This window comes from Micromonospora andamanensis (genome assembly GCF_016863495.1).
GTDB classification, from domain to species: Bacteria; Actinomycetota; Actinomycetes; order Mycobacteriales; family Micromonosporaceae; genus Micromonospora; species Micromonospora andamanensis.
In genome coordinates this window covers 37,163-60,039 of the sequence record NZ_BOOZ01000038.1, presented here as the reverse complement: position 1 = coordinate 60,039, position 22,877 = coordinate 37,163, and the positions used below count along the sequence as shown (strand labels likewise).

The following is a 22,877-nucleotide window of genomic DNA, read 5'->3' as shown; positions in this document are numbered from 1 at the left end:
CCGTTACTGTGTCGGCACGTGGGCGCCGAAACGCACCACGAGGTCGCGGATCTGTCTCGCGTAGGTCGCCAGGTCGCCGACGCGTACCCACTCGGCTGCGGTGTGCGCGCCGTTGTCGTCGAGCCGGCCCGGTCCGCACACCGCGACGTACCGGCCGGGCCCGCCGGCCCAGATGGCGTCACAGGTGAAGGCGCTGCCGTCGGCCAGGCCGTCGTGGCGGGGGAATCCCGCCGCGGCGAGCAGGTCTTCCATCTCGGGGTCGCGGTTGTCGAGCACCGGCAGCCCACGCTTGAGCCAGTCCAACCGCACCACCCGATCCCAGTCGTCGACGAGGCGGGCGGTGAACGGGTTGCCGAGGTGTGCCTTGGCGAAGACGTCACGGGCCTCGTCGACCGCCCGCTCCAGCTCGTGCCCAAGCGTCTCCGCGCTTGCCTGGTCCCGGTAGGCGATGTTGAGCAGCAACTCACCCTCGCCGTACACCCGGTTGTGCGCGGTTCCGGTGTGCAGACCGGCGACGCAGAGCTTGGCGCCGAGGTCGGCGGCCCGGGGGCCGACGGCGCGGACCAGATGATCCGCGAGGAAACCGAGCGCCACAGTGGCGTTGTGCGCGTCGGCGGGATGGTCGTCAGTGCTGCCCTCGCCGAGCACCCGGAGTCGCGGGGTCATCGCCGCCGTACAGGCGTCCATGACCCGGCCACCGGTGGGCTCGGCGAACAGCATCAGTCGACCCGTGTAGCCCTGCCGCACCAGCCACCGGGTGCCGAGGACACCCATCGCGCCGCCTTCCTCACCCGGCACGCTTGTGAGCATGACCTCGATGCGTCGGGCCAGCGAGGGATCCGCCGCGAACGCGGCGGCGACACCCACCGCGGCGGCCACCCCGGGTCCCTTGTCATCGACCGCACCCCGACCGTGCAGGATGTCGCCGTCGAGGCGCGGCTCGACGTGCGGGCCGACGGTGTCGACGTGAAAGTTGATGACCAGCCGTCGCTCCGGTGGTGCCGGGTCTCCCATGGCCACCACCAGGGAGGGCTGGGCATCGAGGAAGGTGTCGGGGGCGGCCGCCAGCGCCCGCCGTACCGGCATCGGGATCTCCCCGGACGTCATGCTCCGCACGGTCGGGCTGCCGTAGTGGCGGACCTGGAAGCCGCGCGCGGAGGCACCGGCGAGGAACACCTCCTGCGCCTGCCGGGTGGCGGCGATCCGTCCGCCCTCCAACGGCGACACCGAGTCCACCGCCATGAACTGCCGCAACCAGTCCAGGTCGGTCTGCGTCCAGCAGGCTGTCACGGCTGGGCCGCCCCTTCGACGATGTCGCGGAAGCCCGTCGCGTAGGCCCGGTAGCTCTGCTCCAGCTGCTCCGGGTCGCCCGAGACCTGAAGGTGCGGAATGTGTGCCACGTGTGGCTCCAGGCTGTACCAGCCCCGGTAGCCTGCCGCTTCCAGCCGGCGGATGCAGGCGGCCAGGTCCAGCTCGCCGGCGTCGGGCAGGGTGAACCGGGCCTGGCCGTCCGGGTCTCGGTGGCCGTTCTTGATGTGGACGTGTTCGACCCAGGGCAGCACCTGCGCGAGGTACTCCTCGGCCTGGTAGCCGTACGCCAGGCCGTTGCCCACATCGAAGATCAGCCTGAGGTGCGGACTGTCGACGTGGTCGAGCATGCGCAGCGTGTTGGCGGCGGAGGCCCCCGCCCACCCCTGGCAGTTCTCGTGCAGCAGCACGACTCCGAGCCGGCCCGCCTCGTCGGTCAGCAACCGCATGCGCCGGAGCGACTCCGCGGCCCACGCGTCGTGCGGCCAGCCGTCGTTGGGGTACGACATGACCCGCAGCCACCGACAGTTCAGCGCGTGCGCGACTGTCGCGGTGCGGCTCAGGATCGACAGTTCGGTGTCGAGGTCGGTGGCGACGGTGGTGGACCAGTTGCCGATCGGGGTGTCCAGCACCGGTACCCGCAAACCGCTGGCCTCGACCTGCCGACGCAGGTCGGCCACCTCGTCGGTGCCGAGTTCGTGCAGACCCCGACCGTCGACCGTACGCAGCTCCACCCCGGACATGCCGAGGTCGCGGTGTACGTCGAGTTGTCTCATCAGGCCCGGTGCGGCCTCGTCACCGATGCCGCAGACCCGGCTGGCCCAGATCCCCACCGCCGTCATGCGCCCTGCCGGTAGAAGCCGGCGATCTCCTCGACGACCCGCTCGACGGTTCCGGCGGGCAGTTCCGGATGCAACGGCAGTGCCAGGCACTCGCGGGACAGGCGCTCGGCGACCGGGAAGTCACCCGGGCCGTGGCCGAGGTGCCGGAACGCGGGTTGCAGGTGCAGCGGCCGGGGATAGTAGACCTTCGTCTCGATACCGCGTCCGGCCAGGTACGAGCGGAGGTCGTCGCGCTGTGGCGCGCGTACGACGTAGGTGTAGACGGCCTGCCCGGTGAGGTCCCCGGGGGGCGTCAGCACGACGGGCGCGGCCTCGCGCAGCAGCTCGCCGTAGTGTCGGGCCAGCCGGCGACGCTCGGCGAGGAACTGGTCGAGGTGTGGCAGCCGGCGCAGCAGGAACAGCGCCGTGACCTCGTCCATCCGACTGTTGAAGCCGACCAGGTGGTGCAGGAACCGAACCTTCAGGTCCTGACCGTGGTTGCGCAGCATCCGGCAGGTGGTGGCCAGCTCCGGATCGTCGGTGACGATCATGCCGGCGTCCCCGATCCCGCCCAGCGGTTTGCCGGGGAAGAAGGAGTACACCCCGGCGTCGCCGTGGCGGCCGGCGGGTCGGCCCGCGACCTGACCGCCCAGCGCGACGGCGCTGTCCTCGATCAGGCGCATCGAGTGGCGGTCGGCAAGTGCCCGCAGCGCCGGCATGTCGGGGCTGCTCGCGAAGAGGTACGCCGGCACGACGGCCCGGCTCGCCGTGGTGCGGACGGCCTCGACGGTCGCCACGGTCAGCATCGCCGTGTCGTAGTCGACGTCGGCGAAGACCGGACGGGCACCGCGCAGCGCCACAGTGCTGGCCGAGGAGATGAACGAGAAGGCGGGGGTGACGACGTCGTCGCCGGGTCCGATGTCCATGGCCGTGAGGATCAGCGTCAACGCGCCGGTGCCGCTGGCGACCGCGATGGCCTCGGCGGCGCCGGTTCGCTGCGTCACGGCCGTCTCCAGGGCCGCGACCCGGGACTTGAGGATGAACTCGTCCGACTCGCCGACCTCCCGGACCGCGTCCAGGACGTCCTCGGTCCACCCGGCGTACCGGGTGGGGTAGTCGAAGTACGGGACTGCCATGGTCACTGTCGCTCCCGATAGAACTCGTGGATCAGATCGCAGACCCGGTCGACCTGCTCGTCGGTGAGGTCGGGATACATCGGCAGTCCGACCGCCCGCTGACTTGCCGCCTTCGCGACAGGTACGGGCTGGTCCACCCCGGCCCGGGTGATCAGGCAGGGCTGCTCGGTGAGCGGCCGGGGGTAGTACACCTCGGTGCCCACGCCGTGCGAGGTCAGGTAGGCGACCAACTCGTCACGCCGCTCACACTCGATCAGGTAGACGTAGTAGACGAGGTTGCTCTGTTTGCCGGCCGGAGCGAGCCAGGGGGTACGGACCAGCGGCGCGAGTTCGTCGAGCTGTTTGTCGTAGCGCGCCGCCACGGCCGCCCGCCTGGCGATTTCCGCGTCCAACGACTCCAGCCGCCACAGCAGGAACGCGGCCTGCACCTCGTCGCAGCGGCTGTTGTAGCCGAGTTCGAGGTACTCGTAGGAGCCGTCGCTCGGCTGGCCGTGGCAGCGCAGTTGGCGTGCCGTGCGGGCGAGGTCCTCGTCGTCGGTGAGCAGCATGCCCGCGTCGCCCAGCGCGCCGAGCGTCTTGGTGGGGAAGAACGAGAGCACTCCGGCCCGACCCCAGCGGCCGGCGTGCCGGCCGTCGATGTGCATTCCGATACCTTCGGCGCTGTCCTCAAGTAGTTGCAGGCCGTGCTCGTCGGCCACCTCGCCCAACGCCACCATGTCCGCCATCTGGGTGAACAGGTGCACCGGCATGATCGCCCGGGTCCGCTCCGTTACGGCGGCGCGGACCTGCTCTGGGTCCAACGCGTAGGAGCCGGGCTCGATGTCGACAAGGACCGGCCTGGCACCGACGTGCAGCACCGAGGAGGCGCTGGCGAAGAAGGTGTACGCGGGCACGATCACCTCGTCGCCCGGCCTGATCCCCGCCGCCCGCAGCATGATGATCAGCGCGTCGGTGCCGTTGTTCACCGCTACCGTGTGCCGGGCGCCGGTACGCTCCGCGATCGCTTGTTCCAGTTCCTCGCCCACCGGTCCGAAGGTGAACCGTCCGGTGTCGGTGACCGTACGCAGCCTGGCGGCGAGCCCGGCCCAGTCCCGGCGGATCGACGCCGCGCCGCTGAAGAACGGCACCGCGGTGGTGGAGGTCGTCGTCGGAGCACTCATCGGCACGCCTCCTTCAGCTCACTGATCAGGGTGGTCGTCTCCGCGATCCGCTGCTGCGGGGTGGTGGCCGCCCCGATTCGCTTGAGCAGCGCGCTGCCGACGATGACGCCGTCGACCTTGCCCCGCAGGGCGGCGACGTGTTCCGGTCGCGAGATGCCGAAGCCCACCGCGACGGGCGTGGTCGCCGCGGCCCGGACCCGGGCGAGGTAGGCGTCGAGCCCGTCGGCGAGCCGGTCCCGGACACCTGTCACCCCGTTGTCGGCGAGGCAGTACAGGAATCCGCGGGATTGTCGCGCGGTGCGGCGCAGCCGCTCGGGACTGCTGCCCGGAGCGGCGAAGAAGACCTGGCCCAGGTTGTGCCCTTCCGCCTCCACCAGCCAGTCCGTGCTCTCGGTGGCGGGCAGGTCCGGCACGATGAAGCCGTCGGCGCCTGCCGATGCGGCGTCGGCGAAGAGTTTCGGCAGCCCGTACCGGAGAAAGGGGTTGCAGTAGCCCATCAACATGATCGGCACGTCGTTGCCGGTGGCCCGCACCTTGGCCACCAGGTCGAGCGTCGTCGCCACCGTCACACCGGCGCGCAACGCCTGCTGGGTGGTGGCCTGGATGACCGGACCGTCGCCGAGCGGGTCGGAGAACGGCGCCCCCAGTTCGATGACGTCGGCGCCGGCCGCGCAGGCCGCGTCGACGAGATCGACGGTCTCGTCGAGGCTCGGGTAGCCGGCGGTCAGGTACGCCACAAGCGCGGTTTCGCGCTGGCTGTCCGCGAACGCGTGCTCAAGTCGTCTCACCTGTCTGCTCCATCCCGTTCGCGTATCGCTGCCAGCGCGCTGACCAGGTCCTTGTCGCCGCGTCCGGAGAGGTTCACCAGGATGTTGCTGCCGTGCGGCAGTTCCTCAGCCAGTTCGAGCCCGCCCGCCACCGCGTGCGCGGACTCCAGGGCGGGGATGATCCCCTCGGCGCGGCTGAGCAGCGCGAAGGTGGCGAGCGCCTGGTCGTCGCTGGCCGTTCGGTACTCGACCCGGCCGGTGTCCTTGAAGTAGCTGTGCTCCGGTCCGACACCTGGGTAGTCCAGTCCCGGTGCCACGCTGTGGGTCAGCAGGATCTGCCCGTCGTCGTCCTGAAGGAGGTAGGTGCGGGTACCTTGCAGGACGCCGGGCTCGCCGTAGAGCAGCGGTGCGGCGTGCCGGCCGCCCGGACCCAGCCCCTCACCGGCCGCCTGTACGCCGATCAGGCGTACCGGGTCGTCGAGGAACGCGCTGAACATCCCGACCGAGTTGCTGCCGCCGCCGACGCAGGCCACCACCGCGTCGGGCAGATCGCCGACGCTGTCCAGGAACTGCTGCCGGGCCTCCCGGCCGATGACGGACTGGAAGCCGCGCACGATCGTGGGGAAGGGATGTGGCCCGACCACCGAGCCGAGCAGGTAGTGGGTGGAGTCTGGGTGGGCGATCCAGTCGCGGATCGCCTCGTTGATGGCGTCCTTGAGGGTCGCCGTGCCGTTGTCGACCAGACGCACTTCGGCCCCCAGCAGCTCCATCCGCTGGACGTTCGGCGCCTGCCGCTCGGCGTCGACGCGTCCCATGTAGATGGTCGCGTCGAGCTGGAGATGAGCGCACGCCGCCGCGACCGCCACACCGTGCTGGCCCGCCCCGGTCTCGGCGATGATGCGCCGCTTGCCGATGCGTCGGGCCAGCAGAGCCTGCCCGATCGCGTTGTTGATCTTATGTGCGCCGGTGTGGGTCAGGTCCTCCCGCTTGAGCCAGAGGGTGCAGCCGTTGGCCTCGACCCCCAACCTGCGAAGTCTGGTAAGCGGGGTGGGCCGGCCGACGAACCTGTTCAACAGGTCGTCCAGCTCGCTGAGGAAATCCTCGCTGGCCTGGGCCTTCTGGTACGCCGCCTCCAGTTCCTCCAACGGAGCCACCAACGTCTCCGCCACGAACTGGCCGCCGTACCCGCCGAACCACCCGCTCATCGCACTGCCTGCACGATCCGGACACCGCGCAGCGAACGGAGCTTGTCCGCCGGGTCGTCACTGGTCAGCAGGCTCTCGCCGATCAGGGCGGCGTGAAAGCCGTGCGCACCGATGCGGGCCAGGTCGGCCGAGGTGTGCAGGCCGCTCTCGCTCACCGTCAGCACGGCGGGCGGGATCAACCGACGCAGCCGCGTCGAGTTGTCCAGGTCGACCGCGAAGGTGCGCAGGTCGCGGTTGTTCACGCCGACGATCCGGGCGCCGGCCCGGACGGCCCGGTCCACCTCCGCCTCGGTGAACGTCTCGACGAGCGCGTCGATTCCGAGATCGTCGGCGGCCGCGAGGAGGTCGGCGAGCAGGGCGTCGTCGACCGCCCGGACGATGACCAGCACCGCGTCGGCACCGCAGTCGTGTGCGAGCTGCACCTGCCGTACGTCGACCAGGAAGTCCTTGAACAGCACCGGAACGGTGACCTCGGGGTCGTTGGCGACCTGCGCGACCAGGTCCGGCGAGCCACCGAAGTAGGCGGTGTCGGCCAGGACCGACACCGCGGCGGCGCCCGCTCCGGCGTACGTGCGGGCCAGGGGCACCGCCTCGGTCAGGGGCAGCAGGTCGCCCTTGGACGGCGACTTCGGTTTGACCTCGGCGATGATGCCCACGTCGGTACCGCTCAGGGCGGCGGCGAACGTGCCGGGACGGGCGGGCGTGGCACGCCCGCCCGTCTTCGACACCGGCGCTCGCGCACCTGTCCAGGCCGACCGCTTCGCGGCGACGATGTCGTCGAGATGCATGCGGAACTCCTTGCTGGGTAGTGGTGACTGCGTCATCGCGAGTCGTGTTCGGCGGCGGTGACGGCAGTTGGCTCGCCGCGCAGTGCGTCGAGTCCGGCCGGTGCCACGGGCAGGGAGCGGGAGGCCGGCGTCACAGGATTTCGATGTTGTCGCCCGGCGTCAGGACGTTGCGCGTGTCCAGCACCAGCGGTGCCGCGCTCCAGTGCGGGTCCGCCGCGATGCGGTTGTGCGGGGTTACCAGCACGACGCAGTCCTGGGCGGCGAGCTCCGTGGGCGTCCAGGCCGCCACGGGCACGGCCTGGTTGTCGAGGACCATCGACGGCACCAGCGGGTCGTAGTAGCTGACCTGCGCGCCGCAGTGCCGCAGCGCCCGGATGATGTCCAGGGCCGGCGCGTTGCGCAGGTCGGCGACGCCCTCCTTGTAGCTGACACCGACGATCAGCACCCGGGCCTGCTGGATCGTTCCGCCCCCGGCCGCGATGAGCTCCACGATCCGGTCGACGACCTGCCCCGGGCGCTCGGTGATCCGTCGGTGTGCGGCCTGGACCAGGCTGAGATCCGTGCCCGCCAGTTGCGCCAACGGCTGGAGGAAGAGCGGATCGACAGGGATGCACTCGCCGCCGACGCCGGGGCCCGGGTAGTGCGCGAGGAAGCCGTACGGTTTGGTCGCCGCCGCGTCGATGACTTCCCGGACCGGAATCCGCAGGTGCCGGCAGAGGTCGGACAGTTCCAGACTCAGGGCGATGTTGACCAGCCGGAAGGTGTTCTCGAAGACCTTCGCCAGCTCGGCGACCTCCGGGCTGGAGACCGGGTGGACCTGCTCGCAGACCTGCTCGAACAACACGGTGGCCCGGCGGGTGCACTCGGGGGTGAAGCCGCCGACGAGTTTGGGCGTGTTCGTCATCCGCCAGCCGTCGGCGTTCGCCGGATTGATCCGCTCCGGAGCCATCGCCAGGTAGAGGTCGGTGCCGATGCGGATGCCACCCTCGCGGGTGAGCCGGCGCGCCGCAGCGGACGTGGTGCCCGGCGGGATGGTGGACTGCAACACCAGCAGCGTTCCCGGTCGCAGGTGCGGGACCACCGCGGCAAGGGCCGCGTCGACGTGTGAGAGGTCGGCGACGCCGTGACTGGTAGGTGTCGGGACACAGACGACCACGGCGTCTGCCGCCGCCATCGCGGCCGGGGACGTGCCCACCGACAACCGCGGGTGCAGTTCCTCCAGCTCCAGGTCCGAGACGTCGGGCAGGTAGGACTCGCCCCGGAGGATGGCGTTGATCTTCTCGGCATCCGTGTCGAGACCGACCACTGAGAAGCCCGCCGCGGCGAAACCGGTAGCCAGCGGCAAGCCGGTGTACCCGAGCCCGATGATGCCGACGACCGCCTTCCGGCTGGCGATGAGGCGATCGAAGTCGGCCACCTCGACAACGGTGCCGGCGCGCGGGTCCGCTGCTCTGGAATCGGTGGGCGAGCTGACCATAGTAACCATTTGTACAGCTCCAAGCGGTGGGCGTGAATGCTCGGCCACTGAGTGCCAGCGGCGATCCAATCAGCCGGCCGGTCGCCCGGCCCAGACCACTGAACAGGGACATCGGCAGACCAGGACCGGGTTACGCTGCGAATCGTCTGCGTTGACCTGGGTGTCGTCCACGTATTGGTCAATCTTCGCTCCGCCGGATCGTCTCCCCGGTGCACCGTCCGGGCAGTAATTGCCGCCTATGTGATGGCCCTCTCCTGCTTCCGCATGAGGTGCATATGGCCATAGCAAGCACGAAAGCGTCGAAATGGGCGTAGTTCGGTGGTGCTAGTTGCGCATGGCTACACTCCGTCCGATATCACCTACTTTATGTTGCGGGATCATCCCGGCCGATTCGGCTAAAGGGTGCGCTACGGACGGCCGGTGATCCACGATGGGGCCCTCCGCGCCGGGGGGTCAGCGGCGTTGTTTCGCCGGCCACGATTCGGTGTCGACTGGGGGTCGACGCTAGAATCCACTCTGCGTGCCATTGTGGGTGGGGCGGCGATCATCGGATTCGGTCATTGGTGACCGACCTGAAAGTTCAGCACGTGGGATCCGATGAGCAAAAGCCAAGGGCGATGCTGCCATGCTGAGGGGGCAATTCCAGAATGCCGTGGCATCTGACAATCAGCGTTTGCAGGGATGTCGACGAGCCGCTTAGCCGGCAGATCCAGAGCGCTATCAAGGAGAAGATTCGAAATGGCGTTCTCCTACCCGGCGTGCCGCTGCCGTCAAGCCGTCTGTTGGCTCGTGACATCGGAGTGTCGCGCAGCGTGGTGGTCGAGGCGTACGAGCAGATGAGCGCGGAGGGGTACCTGGAAGCCGTCCAGGGTTCGGGTACCCGCGTCGCCACCCGGCCCGTCGTCGGTGTGGAGCGGGGATCCGGTCTCGACGAGCCGACGGCACCGGCCGTGCGCTGGGACCTTCGTGTCGGTGCGACGGACGTGACGAACTTTCCACTTCAGGAATGGCTGTCGTGCTACCAACGGGCGACGCAGAGCCTGGGTGCCAACGACCTGAGCTACCCGCCGATAACCGGCATCCCGGCGCTGCGTACGGAGTTGGCGAGCTACCTGGGCCGGGTGCGGGGCGTACGGGTGGAACCCGCCCACACCATGGTCACGATGGGCTTCGCCCACGGCCTCGGTCTAATCTGCCGGACCCTGCCGACGGTGGGCATCGACCGGATCGGTGTGGAGAATCCCGGTAGCGGCAAGCAGTTCCACTTCATCCGCAGCACCGGCATGCGCGCGCTGCCCGTACCTGTGGATGCCGACGGTGTGGACCTCGACGCCCTGGCGCGCAGTGGTGTCCGCGCTGTCCTGATCACCGCGGCCCACCAGTTTCCCACCGGGGCGACGATGTCGCTCGAACGCCGGCAAGCGCTGCTGCGGTGGGCGAGTGACGTCGACGGAATCATCATCGAGGATGACTACGACACGGAGTTCTGGTTCGACCAGCGGGAGCGGCCACCGGCGATCCAGGGCAGCGACCCGGAGCGGGTCGTCTACGGCGGAAGCCTGAGCAAGGTACTCGCCCCCGGGTTGCGCCTCGGTTGGCTCGCCGTGCCGGAATGGCTGTTCGGCGCGGTCGAACGAGCACGGGCCACATCGGACCAGGGCTCCGACAGCATCACCCAACTGGCCGTGTCGGAGTTCCTCCGTGCCGGCCTGCTCGACCGGCACCTGCGACGGCTGCGGCCGAGGTACCGGTCCAGACTGGAGACCGTCGTCCAGGCGGTACGGCGACATCTGCCAGGTGCGAGCATCAGGGGCGCCTCCGCCGGCCGTCACGTCTACGTCGAGCTGCCCCACCACGTGGACGAGGCGGCCGTCGTCGACGGAGCCCTGCGCCTGTCGGTTCTTCTGCGCGGGGGCGCGCACTTCCGTCTCGCCGAGTCCCCCCGCCTCACCAACCGTCCAGCGCTGGTCATCGGCTACTCGGCGGTACGGCCAAGTGACATCAACGAGGCGCTCGCCCGCGTCGGTGAGTCCTACGCCCGGTACGCGGACCCTCGGCCTAACCGGAATGGGGCGAGCCTGACCCGTTCGATCGGGCAGCCGTTACGAATTCCGCGATCAGCCGCGGTTCCTTGACCCCCCGGCGCACCTCCACTCCGCTGGAGACGTCGACCCCCCACGGAGACAGTGCCGCGACGGCGGCCGTGACGTTGCCGGGGCTGAGACCACCGGCAAGCATCCAACGCCCGGCCAGTGGCTTCGTCCTCAGGGAGGACCAGTTCCACAGGTTGCCGGAACCCGGCTGGGGAGAGTCGATGATCAGCATGTCCTCGCCGTACGAGCCGGGTTGCAGGTCCTGACCCTCGGCCAGCGACGTCGCCCTGATCAGCGTGACGTCCAGGTCGCGCAGCGCCTCGTAGTGCTCGCGGGGCTCGCCGCCGTGCAGTTGCACAGCCCGAAGACCGGCCGTGGTCACACATTCGCGGATGACGTCGACCGGCTCACCCCGGAACACCCCGACGGTCAGCACGTGTGGCGGCACCTCGGCCGCCAGGCGACAGGCCTCCGTCGGGGTCACCCGACGGACGCTCTCCGTCAGCATGAAGCCCACCGCGTCCACCCCGGCCCGTACGGCGGCGGCGACATCGGTCGAGGTCCGTAGGCCGCAGACTTTGATGAACAAGCATGTCCTCCTTCGACGTCCCATATTCTGCATCGCTGCCCGGGGCGCGGCGGGAGCACGTGCCGGACGGGTGGCGGTCTGGTGCCGTGGCCACGACTCGATCGCTACATCGGGTCGCCCGAGCGCTTGAGGTTCGTGGGCAACTCGGCCTCGGGGCCCTCCGGTGCCTCGGCGATCCGTCCGGCCGGGGTGAACGCGAACACCACCGCCCCGACCATCAGGCCGATGCCGGCGATCAACAGGGCGCCTCGGGCGCTCAGGACGTTTGCCAGCACTCCGGCGAGCAGGCCACCCAGCGGGATGACCGCCCAGGCGACGAAGCGGTAGGTGCCGCTGACCCGCCCGAGGAGACGGTTGGGGATGATCGCCTGGCGCAGCGCCACCGAGTGGATGTTGAAGATGGTGATGCCCACGCCGCTGATCACGTACCCCGCGCCGAGCAGCAGCAACTGCACCATCGGCGAGCCCGTCGCCAGCGGCAACGCCAGTAGGCCAAGTGCCGAGGTCAGCACGCCCGCGACCATCGCGGGGCCGATCCCGAGGCGTCGCGCCAGCCCACCTGCGATCAGCGAGCCACCGAAGGCGCCGACGCTGGCCGAGGCGATGATGAACCCGAGCAGCGCCGGCGACAGCTCCAGGTCCTTGAGGCCGTACAGGGGAAACAGCACGAGTACGACGTCATGGAACAGGTTGAACCAGGCGGCCTGGAGCAGGACGGCCCGGAGAATGCGATGACCGAGGGTGGCCCGCAACCCCTCGCCGATCTCGCTCCACACACCCCTGAACCCTCGGGACGTGGTGGAGCGACGTGGTTCGCGGGTCTTGATGGCCAGCAGGGACGCGGCGGAGATCAGATACGTCAGGCAGTCGACGATGATCGCGCCGGGAGCGGTGAACACCTGGATGAGCACACCGCTGAAGCCCTTGCCGCCGGTCTCGGCGATGGACCGGGTGGACTGCAGCTTCGAGTTGGCCTCGACGAGCTGGGCCCGCGATACGAGCACCGGCACGTACGCCTGGTAAGCGACGTCGAACTGCGAGGTCAGGACACCGATCAGGAAGGCCACCACGTAGAGAGCCGTCATGGACAGCTGATCGGTCAGGGCGAGCACCGGCACCACCGCCAGGATCAACGCCCGGCCGATGTTGGCACCGATGAGCAGGCCACGCCGTCGGTAACGGTCGGCCAGCACCCCGGCGAACAACGTGACAAGGGTGAAGGGCAGGTACTCGGCGACGTTGAGCAGGCCCAGGCTTGTCGGTCCGGCGTCCAGGAGCAGAATCGCGGTGAGCGGCAGCGCCAACTCGGTCACTCGGGAACCGAGCATCGCGATGGTCTGTGCTCCCCAGAGCCGGAGGAAGTCGGGGTGGCGCCACAACGATGCCGCCACCTCCGGCGGCCGATCGGGCGGCGGGGGGTCGGACAGCAGCGAGTCGGCTCCGCGGTCCTGGCTCACCCGTGCGTTCCGGTGGCGTCGCGCTCGGCCTGCGCCGGTGACCAGGACAGCTCGTACAACTCGGCGGCCCGGGAGATCGCCTGCTTCACCCGTGCGGCGGTGGGCGCCCGGAACCGGAACGTGCCGGCCGTGTGGCGGGCACCGCCCGTGCCGTTCAGGACCGCGCCAGGCGGCGGCAGGGTCTCGTCGTACAGGTCGTCCACCCGACCACGCAGGGAACCGACGGCGTGGACGACCGCCGGGCGGACCGGTGGCTCCGGCATCATCAGGTAACCGGCCACGGTGCCGAGGTCCATCGCCGGCAGGTCCAGTTTCTCCCCGATCTGCAACCGGACCGAGGCGTCGATCAGGTCGACGCCGTACACGTCGCGCCAGACGAACCGCACCTGGCCCCCGCCGGCCCGGGCGCCGATCTCCAGGAAGACCATGTCGGCGTGCTCGTCGTCGCCGATCCGCGTGTCGGTGCGGAAGAACTCCAGGTGGAACACGTCGTCGGTGAGGCCCAACGCGGCCAGCACCCGCTCGGTGTAGGAGACCACCCGCCGCTCGAACTCGGCATCGTCGTTGGCGACCGAGCCGAACGGCGTGCCCTGGGCGAAGTCGAGACATCCGGCCAGGCACTGCCAGCTCCGGACGACAAGCAGCCGACCGTCCTGGACCACCCCGTCCACCTGGTAGAGCCCGCCCTCGACGAACTCCTCGCCCTCGTAGTCGGTGAACGACTCGTCGGCCAGCAGCCGGTCCAGCTCGGCCTCCGTACGGCAGACGAAGACTCCTTGACTGTCGGCACCGGCCCGGGGCTTGAGCACGATCGGCAGGCCCACCCGACGGACCAGCTCCCGCACCTGCTCGACCGAGTTCGCCGGGCCGTACGCCGGCACCCGCAGCCCGGCCTGCTCGATGTGCCGCTTCATGACCAGCTTGTCGCGGACCTTCAGCACCTCCGCCGAGTTCTTACCTGGCACATCGAGGATGGCCCGTAGCTCCGCCGCCGTCTCCAGGTCGAACTCGGACAGCGCGATGATGTGGTCGAACTGTCCGTACCGGGTGGACAACTCCTTGGCGTGGGTGGTGACCGCCGCCACGTCACCGAGATCGGGCAGCGTGACGATCGCCTCGGCGAGCTGCTCGTCGAGCGGCTCCCGGCCGGCCGGCGTGGCCAGGTACGCCACCCGGTTGCTCCGGTGGTCGACGTAGCGGTGGTACTCGCCGAACTCGTTGCTCCATCGGTTGAGGATGAGAATGTGACTGGACACGGTCAACTCCTGAACGAGGCGGTGGATGAGAAGATCATGAGAAGACGACCGCCGCGTCTACCGCGTCGAGCAGCGCGGTCGTCTCCTGATAGGTCGCACCGGTGGCCACGACGTAGCCGAGCCGGCCCGACGAACTCCCTTGGTCCGGCACCTCGGCACCGGGCGAGTGCAGCAGGGAGATCTCCTTGATCCGAGGATCGTCGGCCACCCGACGGCCGACAGTCATCGTCGTGAAGCGGCGGACCTCCGGCCGCAGGAAGTAACGGATGCCCGCGGTCTGCCGACGGACGCCGTGCGCCGGCGCGCCGACCGGCTCACCCAGGTAGGCCCGCACCGTGATCGCGTGCATGTCGATGTCCTGGGCCAGCGACAGCAGCACCGGGATGTGATCGCCCGGCAACCTGGCCGCGAGTTCCATCAACAGCGGTCCCCGGTCGGCCAGCCGGACCTCGGCGTGGAACGGACCCAGCCCGAGACCGAGCGCGGCGACGACCCGCCGGACATAGGCGGCCATCTCGGCTGCCAGGCCGGTCGGCAGGTCGGCCGGCAGGACGTGTCCCGCCTCCACGAACCAGGGCTCCGCCCCGAGCATCTTCTCGGTGATGCACAGGACGTGTGTCACGCCGTCGTGGACGTAACCCTCGACGCTGAACTCCGGCCCCCGCACGTACTCCTCGACCAGGGCGACGGGCAACGTCTGCCGGTCCAGATAGGTGGCGGCCGGGTTGCGGATACGGTCGATCGCGGCCTTCGCCTCGTCCAGGGTGTCCGCCCGACGGACGAACAGGCTGCCGGACTGGTTGACCGGCTTCACCACGCAGGGCAGGCCGACCTTCGTGACCGCGGCCTCGACCTCGTTCGGTTCGGTCACCAGCACGGCGGCGGGCTGGTCCACGGCCGCGTCGGTGACCGCCTGGCGCATCAGGTGCTTGTAGTGCAGCTTCATCGCCGCGTCGGGGTCGATCCCCGGCAGGCCCAGGTTGGCCGCGGCCCGGGCGGCGACCGGGACGTAGTGTTCGAACCCGGGTAAGACGGCACCCAGTGGCGTGGCCCGGTGCAACGTCTCCAGCACGTCGAGCACGGCCGCGTCGTCGTTGGTGTCGACGATCTCCACCTCGCTCGCGGCGGCCAACCGCTCGCGGGGGATGGTTCGCTCGCCCCGGTCCGCGGTCAGCACCACCGGATCGTGGCCGAGTTCCCGGGCGCGGTCGATGAGCAGGCAGCCGGACGACCGGGGCTCGATGATGGTCAGCCGTGCCATGATGCGAACTCCGTCGGCTGGGGAAGCGTCACCTGAGGCGGAATGGTCACAGCGGTACTCCGGGCCTGGTCCAGCAGCTCGATGCTGCGTACGTGCATGCCGAGATCGCCACGGGGTGGCGGGCTGGCACCGCGCCGTGAGTCGTACGCGGCCCGCACGAACTGGGACAGCGGCAGATCCCGGACGATCTGGCGATCGCCACGACCACGGATGCGTACCTGCCCGTAGTCGTCCTCGGAGCTCAGCGGATAGTCGGCGACGATCTGGCCGTGCGTGCCGGTCACCACCAGCCGGCGACGTCGGATCGGTGCGGTGAGATCGGACAGCAGGGTGCTGGTGACGGCTGATCCGTGCGTCAGCGTCACCGCGGCGCCACCCATCACGTGCCCGTACTTGTCACATGACGACATCGGCCACCGGACCGCGGACTCGACGGCGGCGTCCGCTCCGGCCAGGTGCAACGCGAGCAGCATCTGGTGCGGCAACTCGACGTCGAAAGGCGTCGTGTGCGCGTCGGTCGCCGCCAGGTTCCGCCGAAACCGGGGCTTGCTCTGCTCCATGTGCAGAGTTGTCACCCGGCCGACCTCACCGGCGGCGACTGCGCGCTCCACCACAGCGGTCGTGGTGCTCTCCAGCCAGACGCTCACCGGCATGATGGCGATGTCGCTCGACAGGTCCGCGATCCGGCGCGCCTCCGCCACGCTTGTGGCGATCGGCTTCTCCAGGATCACCTGCCGGGCGCCGAGCGCGACGAGATGCTCCACCCCGGCCAGGTGCGCGGCAGGGGGAGTGGTCAGGTGGAAGACCGCCCGACGCATCGGTACGGACATCGCGTGCAGGGCCCGCGCCGCTTCGGCAAGCGTCGCCACCCAGCGGATCCCTGGTTGCGCCGGCACCGGACGTGGGTCCACCACGATCACGGTGTCGTGCGGGTCGAGGAACGGACGTAGCGCGCGATGGTGCAGGTCACGACCGGCCCGTCCGTAACCGACGATGACCGGCTGAAGGTCGCCTTGCATGAGGTGTCTCTCCCTAGGCCGCGCCCGTGGGGCACGAAACGGAATCGAGAAGGGCCACAGCCCTGCGACGACTGCGTTCCGTCAGCCGGATCGGCTCGACGACGGGGACACCGACGCCCTGATTCCGAGGGCCGGTTCGGACGGTTGTGGCTCGTCGACCAGATCCACGGTGAGCGTGCTGCGGGCCAGCTCCATCGCCGCGGTCAACTCGTCCAGGTCGGGAGCCTGGAACAGGACGTGCCCCACCCGCTGCGCCGACGAGGAGTACGCGGCGATCGTCTCGCCGGCCCGTACCTTGAGCTTGACGTCGGCCACCCACGGCTGGGCGCGCAGGGCGTCCAGGCCGTTGACGCGTGCGACCCGACCGGCCGGGAACTGCGGGAACCAACTGGCGCCGTGCGCACCCGGCGTCGCCGTGGCAGGCAGGGCGACCGGCAGGTCCAGCGCCATGGCGATCAGCGCGGCGTACGGATCGAACCGGTGGGTGAGCGCGATGACGTCCATGATGTAGTCGCCGGGGGTGCGGACCGCGACCTCGACGATCGCCGGGCCGTCCGCGGTCATCCGGAACTCCAGATGCACGATGCTGGTCTGCATCCGCATCGCCGCCACGACGCCACGGCCCAGGCTGTGAATCGTGAACATGTCCGCACCGGACATCCGCGGGCCGCCCACGTGCGCCAGCTCGACGAAGTCCGGTGGGCCCGTCGTCTCCTTCGCGGTGACGTTCTCGAAGATCACCTCGCCGCCCCGGACCAGTGCCTCCCAGCTGTACTCAGCGCCGACGAGGAACTCCTCCAGCAGCACCTTCTCCTGGGGCAACCGGGACTGGAGCACGGCGATGAGCGTGGGCTCGTCCAGCACCTGGACCACACCGGCGCTCCCGCTACTGTGCAGCGGCTTGGCGATCACCGGGTAGCGGTTCCGCGCCCAGCTGACACCCGCTTCGACATCCGGAACGATGAGGTACTTCGGTTGGCACAGCCCCGCGGTCGCGAAGCAGCCACGTTGCAGGGCCTTGTTCCGCGAGAGGACGGCGGCGTGCAGTGAGGGGCCGGGCACGTCGAGGGCGTCCTGCACCAGGGCGGCGGCGATGACCTGCGGTTCGGCGAACCCCAGCACGCCGTCCGGTTCACACGAATAGGCGGCGGCGGTGGCCGCTGCCGCCCAGTCCTCCTCGGCGGTGCCCTCGGTGAGAATGAAACGGTCCGCCTGCGGAGCGAGCCGGTCGCGGTGCAGCGCCGACTCGACCACTGTGACGCGTACCCCGAGGCGCTCGGCGGCTGTCAGGTAGGGAGTGCCCATGTAGCCGGCACCGATCAGCAACAGTTCCTTCACCGAAGCCCCTCCCGAGCCTGCACCGCCGCGTGGTGGTCCGACATCCGGCGAGCGTGGACGAGCGAGGCTCACCTTCAGTCGGTGAGCACAGTCTTCGGCCAGGAGGGGGTGAGAGCCAGACCAGCTGGGTGACAGTCGCTGGTACCAGTTCGGCCACCCGGGGTCGACGAGCGACGATCAGCCGGCGGTGGCGGCACGCGACGACCCGGGCCCTCGGTGGGCCCGGGCACGTCAGGTGCTCACGCCGTCAGCGCAGGCTGCGGAAGCGGGCCGGCAGGTCGGCCGCCGCGGCGCGGTCCAGCAGCCAGAGGGTACGTCCGGTGCCCTGGACCCCGGCCGCCGGCACCTGCACCGGGCCGGCGCCGGCCAGCGCCATGCCAACCGCGTGGGCCTTGTCGCCGCCGCCGGCCACCAGCCACACCTCCTCGGCGGTGTTGATCGCCGGCAGGGTCAGGGTGATGCGCACCGGTGGCGGCTTCGGGCTGCCCCGCACCGCGCTCACCGGTCGGCTCTCGTAGTGCACCGGGTGCTCCGGGAAGACCGAGGCGACGTGCCCGTCCTCACCGACGCCGAGCATCAGCACGTCGAAGTGGGGCAGCACGGCGGTGCCGGGCCGGGCTGCCTGGGCGAGTTCGGCCGCGTACCGGGCGGCGGCCTCCTCCGGGTCGGCACCGCCGTCCGAGGCCGGCATGGCGTGGATCCGGGCCGGGGGCACCGGCAGCGAGTCGAGCAGCGCCGCCCGGGCCTGGGTCTCGTTGCGCTCCGGGTCGCCGGCCGGCAGGAACCGTTCGTCGCCCCACCAGAAATCGACCCGGGACCAGTCGACCGCGTCCCGGGCGGGCAGCGAGCCCACCGCCCGGTAGACCGCGGCGGCGATCCGACCACCGGTGAGCACCACCGACGCCTGGCCGCGTTCGGCCTGTGCGTCGAGCAGCCGCACCACCAGTCGGGCCGCGACCGCCTGCGCCAGCAGGTCGGCGTCGGCGTGGACGGCGACACTCGCCTCACTCATGGTGTCCTTCCGGGACCGCGTGGCGGTCGCTGTCGTGCGTAGCTGAGAGGTGGGGGTCAGGAGGCGTTGCTCGTCGTGGAATGCGCGGTGACGCCGGCCTCGGCCCGTTGGGCGGTGGCCGGGTCCTTCCAGACGTGCACCCGCTGGCTGGGCCGCCGGTCCAGGTTGGTGAGCCCGGCGAACGCGCCCAACGCCTCCGCGTACACCTGGTCGGTGCCGAGCCGACGCAGTTCCTCGGCCAGTTCGTCGCCGAGCGGCCGGCGCACCAGCGGCAGGATCCGGTCCTCCTGGCCGGTACGCCGGAAGGTGGCCACGCTGTCCTCGCGGGTGAGGGTCAGCTCGTCGCCGTTGCCGCAGCGCAACTGCACCTCCCGCATCCGGGGAAACTCGCGCGTCCGGTCCCAGCGCGGCTTGATGCCGAGCCGGCTGCGCAGCCAGCCCCGCATCAGCGCGGCGGTCGGGTCGGTCGGCGGTGCGACCACCACCGCCTCGGTCAGCTGCGCGTCGGTGGTGTCGAAGGCGCCGGCCACCAGGGTGCGCCACGGGGTGATCCTGGTCCAGGCGAGGTCGGTGTCACCGGAGGCGTAGTCGCGGGCCCGCTGCCGCAGCGCCGCGATCGGGTCGGCGGCCTGCGCGGCGTCGGTGATCCGCCGGTCGGCCACCACACCGAGGAAGTCGGTGGCGATCTCCTCCGGCGGCTCACCGTGCCACCAGGTGACCACCGGAACGTCCGGCACCAGCAGCGGCATCACCACCGACTCGGCGTGCAGCGCCAACCGTCCGTACATCCGCATCACCACGGCCTCACAGGGGCCCAGCCGCCCGCCGACCACGATCTCGGCGTCCAGCCGGTTGCGGTCCCGGTCCACGTCGGAGCGGACCACCACCAGCAGTCGGCAGGGGTGTGCGGCGGCGGCGATGGTGGCCGCCGCCTCAGCCTCGCGGACCCGCTTCTCGTCCACCACCACGATCAGGGTCAGCGCCATGCCGCTGGCCACGCCGCCCGCGCTGCGCCGTTCCGCGGCGAGCGCCTTGACCACCTCGTTGCCGGTGGTGTCCCACAGTCCGATCACCGCAGCCTCCTGCTTCGCTCGCCTCGCGCTGCCGCCTCGCTCCGCTCACCGGCGGCGCGAGGCGCCACGCTGCTGAGCCTGTCGCTCCGCTCGCTCACGCCCGCCGCCAGGCCCGGCCCTCGCGGGCCAACATCTCGTCGGCGGCCCGGGGGCCCCACTCGCCGGACCGGTAGGGTTCGGGTTTCGTGCCCTCCCAGGCAACCTCCAGCGGGTCCACCACGGCCCAGCTCTGCTCGACCTCGGCGGCGTCCGGGAACAGTGTCCGGTCGCCGATCAGCACATCCAGCACCAGCCGCTCGTACGCCTCCGGACTGGACTCGGTGAACGCCTCGCCGTACTGGAAGTCCATCGCGATGTCGCGGACCTCCATTGTGGTGCCGGGCACCTTGGAACCGAACTTGAGCACCACGCCCTCGTCCGGCTGGACCCGGATCACCAACTGGTTGTTGCCGAGCATCTCCATGTCGGCAGCGGTGAACGGCAGGTGCGGGGCCTGCTTGAACACCACCGCGACCTCGGTGACCCGCCGCGGCAGCCGCTTGCCGGCCCGGATGTAGAACGGCACCTCCGCCCAGCGGCGGTTCTGGATGCCGAGCCGTACCGCCACGTACGTCTCGGTGGTCGACGTCGACGGGACGCCGTCCTCCTCCAGGTAGCCCCGGGCCCGCTGCCCACCGACCCAGCCCGGCAGGTACTGACCGCGTACCGTGCCCTCGCTGACGTCCCTGGGCAGCGTGATGGCCTTGAGCACCTTGAGCTTCTCGGCCCGGATCTCGTCGGCGTCGAAGCTTGTCGGCTCCTCCATCGCCACCAGGGCGAGCAGTTGCAGCAGGTGGTTCTGCAACACGTCACGGGCGGTGCCGACCGAGTCGTAGAAGCCGGCCCGGCTGCCGATCCCGACGTCCTCGGCCATGGTGATCTGCACCGAGTCGACGTACTGCGAGTTCCACAACGGCTCGAAGAGGCTGTTGGCGAAGCGCAGGGCCAGGATGTTCTGGACCGTCTCCTTGCCCAGGTAGTGGTCGATGCGGAAGACGTCCTGCCGGGTGAAGACGTCGTCGACCAGGTCGTTGAGGGCCTTGGCCGAGGGCAGGTCGTGGCCGAACGGCTTCTCCACCACCACCCGGCGCCAGCCGCCGCACTTCTCGTTGTCGGCCATGCCGGTGCGGGCGAGCTGCTTGAGCACCACCGGGAAGGCCGCCGGTGGGATGGAGAAGTAGAAGGCCGCGTTGCCGTGGATGCCGTGGCTGTCGCGCAGGCCATCCAGGCAGCGCGCGAGATTGTCGAACGCGGTGTCGTCGTCGAACGACCCACCGACGAACTTGATGTTGTGTTCGAGCCGAGACCACACCTCCTCCCGCCACGGTGTCCGGGAGTGGGCCTTGGCCGCCTCGCGGGCCAGCGAGGCGAAATCGCCGTCGCCCCAGTCCCGCCGGGCGAACCCGACGACCACGAAGCCGGGTGGCAGCAGCCCCCGGTTGGCCAGGTCGTAGACCGCGGGTAGCAGTTTCTTCTGGGCCAGGTCACCGGTAACCCCGAAGATCACCAGAGCGCACGGCTCCGGGATCCGGGGCAGTCGCCGGTCCTGCGGGTCGCGCAGCGGGTTCACGCTGCCTCCTCGCTCCGCTCGTCCACGTCGTCAATCGTCATGCCCGTAGCGACCCACCGCGCCGAGCGACCGGGCCGGGTCCGTCTGCCGCCCGGTCGGATGCCGGCGCGGCGGCGGACGTTCCCGACCGGCCAGCGGGCACCGGTCACCGCCGGCGACTCCGCACAGGAGTACGGGTTTCCGGGCACCGGTAGATCAACGCCGACCGTACCGGTTGTCTGAAGAAAGCTACCCACCTGCGCATCACGTGCGTACCACCGCCGGCTCACGCCGCCACCCGGTCCGGGTGGCGGCGTGAGCGCTGCCGGACGGCACCGTCACGCATTTCCTCCGGCACGCGCGGCGGCGTCGGCGTTGCCCCGGGCGGCGTCGCCGGGACTGCTGCTGCCCTGACCCGCGGCGGCCAGCGACTTGCGGACGCCGTCGAGCAGTTCCTGCCAGCTGGCCTCGAACTTCTCCACGCCCTCCCGTTCCAACGTGGCGATGACGTCGGCCAGGTCCACGCCGGCCGAATCCAGGGCGGCGAAGACCCCCCGGGCGTCGTCGTACGCGCCGGTGACGGTGTCCGGGTGGGTCTCGCCGTGCTCGGCGTACGCGTGGATGACCGGCTCCGGCATGGTGTTGACCGTGCCGGGCGCGATCAGTTCCTCGACGTAGATGACGTCCCGGTAGTCCGGGTTCTTGGTCGAGGTGGACGCCCAGAGCGGCCGCTGCGGGTGCGCCCCGGCGTCGGCCAGTGCCTGCCACCGGTCCGAGGAGAACACCTCGCTGTAGCGCTCGTACGCCAGCCGCGCGTTGGCCACCGCTGCCTTGCCCCGCAGCGCCTTGGCCTGCTCCGAACCGATCTTCTCCAGCCGCTTGTCCACCTCGCTGTCCACCCGGGAGACGAAGAACGAGGCCACCGAGCCGATGGTGCTCAGGTCGTGGCCGTTCGCCTTCGCCTGCTCCAGCCCGGCCAGGAACGCCTCCATCACCTGCGAGTAGCGGTCCAGGCCGAAGATGAGCGTGACGTTGACGCTGATCCCCTCGGCCAGGGCCGCGGTGATCGCCGGCAGGCCGGCCTCGGTTGCCGGGATCTTGATGAACAGGTTCGGCCGGTCCACCAGCCACCACAGGGCCCTGGCCTCGGCGATGGTCTTGGCCGAATCGTGTGCCGAACGTGGGTCCACCTCGATCGAGACCCGGCCGTCGACGCCGTCGCTGGCGTCGTACGCCGGGCGCATCACGTCACAGGCCCACCGCACGTCGTACGTGGTGAGCATCCGGACGGCCTCTTCCACGTCCACGTCGCGGGTGGCCAGGTCGCGCAGCTGCCAGTCGTAGGTGTCGGCGTCGCTCAGCGCCTTGGCGAAGATGGTCGGGTTGGTGGTCACCCCGACCACGTGCTGCTCCCGGCGCAGCCGGTCCAGCCCGCCGGAACTGAGTCGTACCCGGGAAAGGTCGTCAAGCCAGACCGCCACCTTCGCAGCGGTCAGTTCGCCCAGTCGGTCAGTCATGTTGCGCCAGCG

19 protein-coding genes are annotated in these 22,877 nt (G+C 70.2%); 1 reads left to right on the top strand and 18 read right to left on the bottom strand.

What is annotated here, in order from left to right:
- Positions 1-3 precede the first annotated feature (3 nt).
- The 8 genes from Van01_RS25155 to Van01_RS25120 form a co-directional block, all read right to left on the bottom strand.
- Complete coding sequence (locus Van01_RS25155; protein ID WP_239099280.1) at positions 4-1,290, bottom strand: M20/M25/M40 family metallo-hydrolase; 1,287 nt, start codon at positions 1,288-1,290, stop codon at positions 4-6.
- Positions 1,287-2,150 (bottom strand): sugar phosphate isomerase/epimerase family protein, encoded by an 864-nt coding sequence (locus Van01_RS25150; protein WP_204012508.1) that lies wholly within the window; start codon positions 2,148-2,150, stop codon positions 1,287-1,289. The genes Van01_RS25155 and Van01_RS25150 overlap by 4 nt, the downstream gene beginning before the upstream one ends.
- Positions 2,147-3,265: a DegT/DnrJ/EryC1/StrS family aminotransferase gene (locus Van01_RS25145; protein WP_239099284.1), complete on the bottom strand. Its 1,119-nt coding sequence runs from the start codon at positions 3,263-3,265 to the stop codon at positions 2,147-2,149. The genes Van01_RS25150 and Van01_RS25145 overlap by 4 nt, the downstream gene beginning before the upstream one ends.
- Positions 3,266-3,267: 2 nt before the next feature.
- Complete coding sequence (locus tag Van01_RS25140) at positions 3,268-4,425, bottom strand: DegT/DnrJ/EryC1/StrS family aminotransferase (protein WP_204012506.1); 1,158 nt, start codon at positions 4,423-4,425, stop codon at positions 3,268-3,270.
- On the bottom strand, positions 4,422-5,213 hold the full coding sequence (trpA, locus tag Van01_RS25135; RefSeq protein WP_204012505.1) for a tryptophan synthase subunit alpha: 792 nt from the start codon (positions 5,211-5,213) through the stop codon (positions 4,422-4,424). Before trpA ends, Van01_RS25140 begins: the two co-directional genes overlap by 4 nt.
- Positions 5,210-6,397 carry a tryptophan synthase subunit beta gene (gene trpB, locus Van01_RS25130; RefSeq protein WP_204012504.1) on the bottom strand — a complete coding sequence of 396 codons (1,188 nt, stop codon included), beginning with the start codon at positions 6,395-6,397 and terminating at the stop codon, positions 5,210-5,212. The genes trpA and trpB overlap by 4 nt, the downstream gene beginning before the upstream one ends.
- Complete coding sequence (locus Van01_RS25125; RefSeq protein WP_204012502.1) at positions 6,394-7,185, bottom strand: indole-3-glycerol phosphate synthase TrpC; 792 nt, start codon at positions 7,183-7,185, stop codon at positions 6,394-6,396. Before Van01_RS25125 ends, trpB begins: the two co-directional genes overlap by 4 nt.
- Positions 7,186-7,315: 130 nt before the next feature.
- Positions 7,316-8,602: a nucleotide sugar dehydrogenase gene (locus Van01_RS25120; RefSeq protein ID WP_204012499.1), complete on the bottom strand. Its 1,287-nt coding sequence runs from the start codon at positions 8,600-8,602 to the stop codon at positions 7,316-7,318.
- Between the two features lie 707 nt (positions 8,603-9,309).
- Between Van01_RS25120 and pdxR the strand changes: the two genes are divergently transcribed.
- Positions 9,310-10,797: a MocR-like pyridoxine biosynthesis transcription factor PdxR gene (pdxR, locus tag Van01_RS25115; RefSeq protein ID WP_204012494.1), complete on the top strand. Its 1,488-nt coding sequence runs from the start codon at positions 9,310-9,312 to the stop codon at positions 10,795-10,797.
- Here pdxR and Van01_RS25110 read toward each other — a convergent pair.
- The 10 genes from Van01_RS25110 to tal form a co-directional block, all read right to left on the bottom strand.
- Positions 10,721-11,344, bottom strand: coding sequence for a phosphoribosylanthranilate isomerase (locus Van01_RS25110; RefSeq protein WP_204012492.1), 624 nt, complete (start codon positions 11,342-11,344; stop codon positions 10,721-10,723). The genes pdxR and Van01_RS25110 overlap by 77 nt on opposite strands.
- 104 nt (positions 11,345-11,448) lie before the next feature.
- Positions 11,449-12,801, bottom strand: coding sequence for an MFS transporter (locus tag Van01_RS25105; RefSeq protein ID WP_204012490.1), 1,353 nt, complete (start codon positions 12,799-12,801; stop codon positions 11,449-11,451).
- Positions 12,798-14,057 carry an ATP-grasp domain-containing protein gene (locus tag Van01_RS25100; protein WP_204012488.1) on the bottom strand — a complete coding sequence of 420 codons (1,260 nt, stop codon included), beginning with the start codon at positions 14,055-14,057 and terminating at the stop codon, positions 12,798-12,800. The genes Van01_RS25105 and Van01_RS25100 overlap by 4 nt, the downstream gene beginning before the upstream one ends.
- Positions 14,058-14,091: 34 nt before the next feature.
- Positions 14,092-15,318 carry an ATP-grasp domain-containing protein gene (locus tag Van01_RS25095; protein WP_204012486.1) on the bottom strand — a complete coding sequence of 409 codons (1,227 nt, stop codon included), beginning with the start codon at positions 15,316-15,318 and terminating at the stop codon, positions 14,092-14,094.
- Positions 15,306-16,337 (bottom strand): Gfo/Idh/MocA family oxidoreductase, encoded by a 1,032-nt coding sequence (locus Van01_RS25090; protein WP_204012484.1) that lies wholly within the window; start codon positions 16,335-16,337, stop codon positions 15,306-15,308. Before Van01_RS25090 ends, Van01_RS25095 begins: the two co-directional genes overlap by 13 nt.
- An 81-nt stretch (positions 16,338-16,418) precedes the next feature.
- A complete protein-coding gene (locus tag Van01_RS25085) occupies positions 16,419-17,675 on the bottom strand; it encodes an ATP-grasp domain-containing protein (protein ID WP_204012481.1) in 1,257 nt (418 codons plus the stop codon).
- A 247-nt stretch (positions 17,676-17,922) separates the two neighbouring features.
- Positions 17,923-18,687 (bottom strand): 6-phosphogluconolactonase, encoded by a 765-nt coding sequence (gene pgl, locus Van01_RS25080; protein ID WP_204012478.1) that lies wholly within the window; start codon positions 18,685-18,687, stop codon positions 17,923-17,925.
- 56 nt (positions 18,688-18,743) lie between these two features.
- A complete protein-coding gene (locus Van01_RS25075) occupies positions 18,744-19,760 on the bottom strand; it encodes a glucose-6-phosphate dehydrogenase assembly protein OpcA (RefSeq protein WP_204012473.1) in 1,017 nt (338 codons plus the stop codon).
- 94 nt (positions 19,761-19,854) lie between these two features.
- Complete coding sequence (zwf, locus tag Van01_RS25070) at positions 19,855-21,369, bottom strand: glucose-6-phosphate dehydrogenase (RefSeq protein WP_204012471.1); 1,515 nt, start codon at positions 21,367-21,369, stop codon at positions 19,855-19,857.
- Between the two features lie 317 nt (positions 21,370-21,686).
- The gene (gene tal, locus Van01_RS25065) at positions 21,687-22,865 is read right to left on the bottom strand and encodes a transaldolase (protein ID WP_204012463.1); all 1,179 of its coding nucleotides are present in this window, start codon (positions 22,863-22,865) and stop codon (positions 21,687-21,689) included.
- Positions 22,866-22,877: the final 12 nt, after the last annotated feature.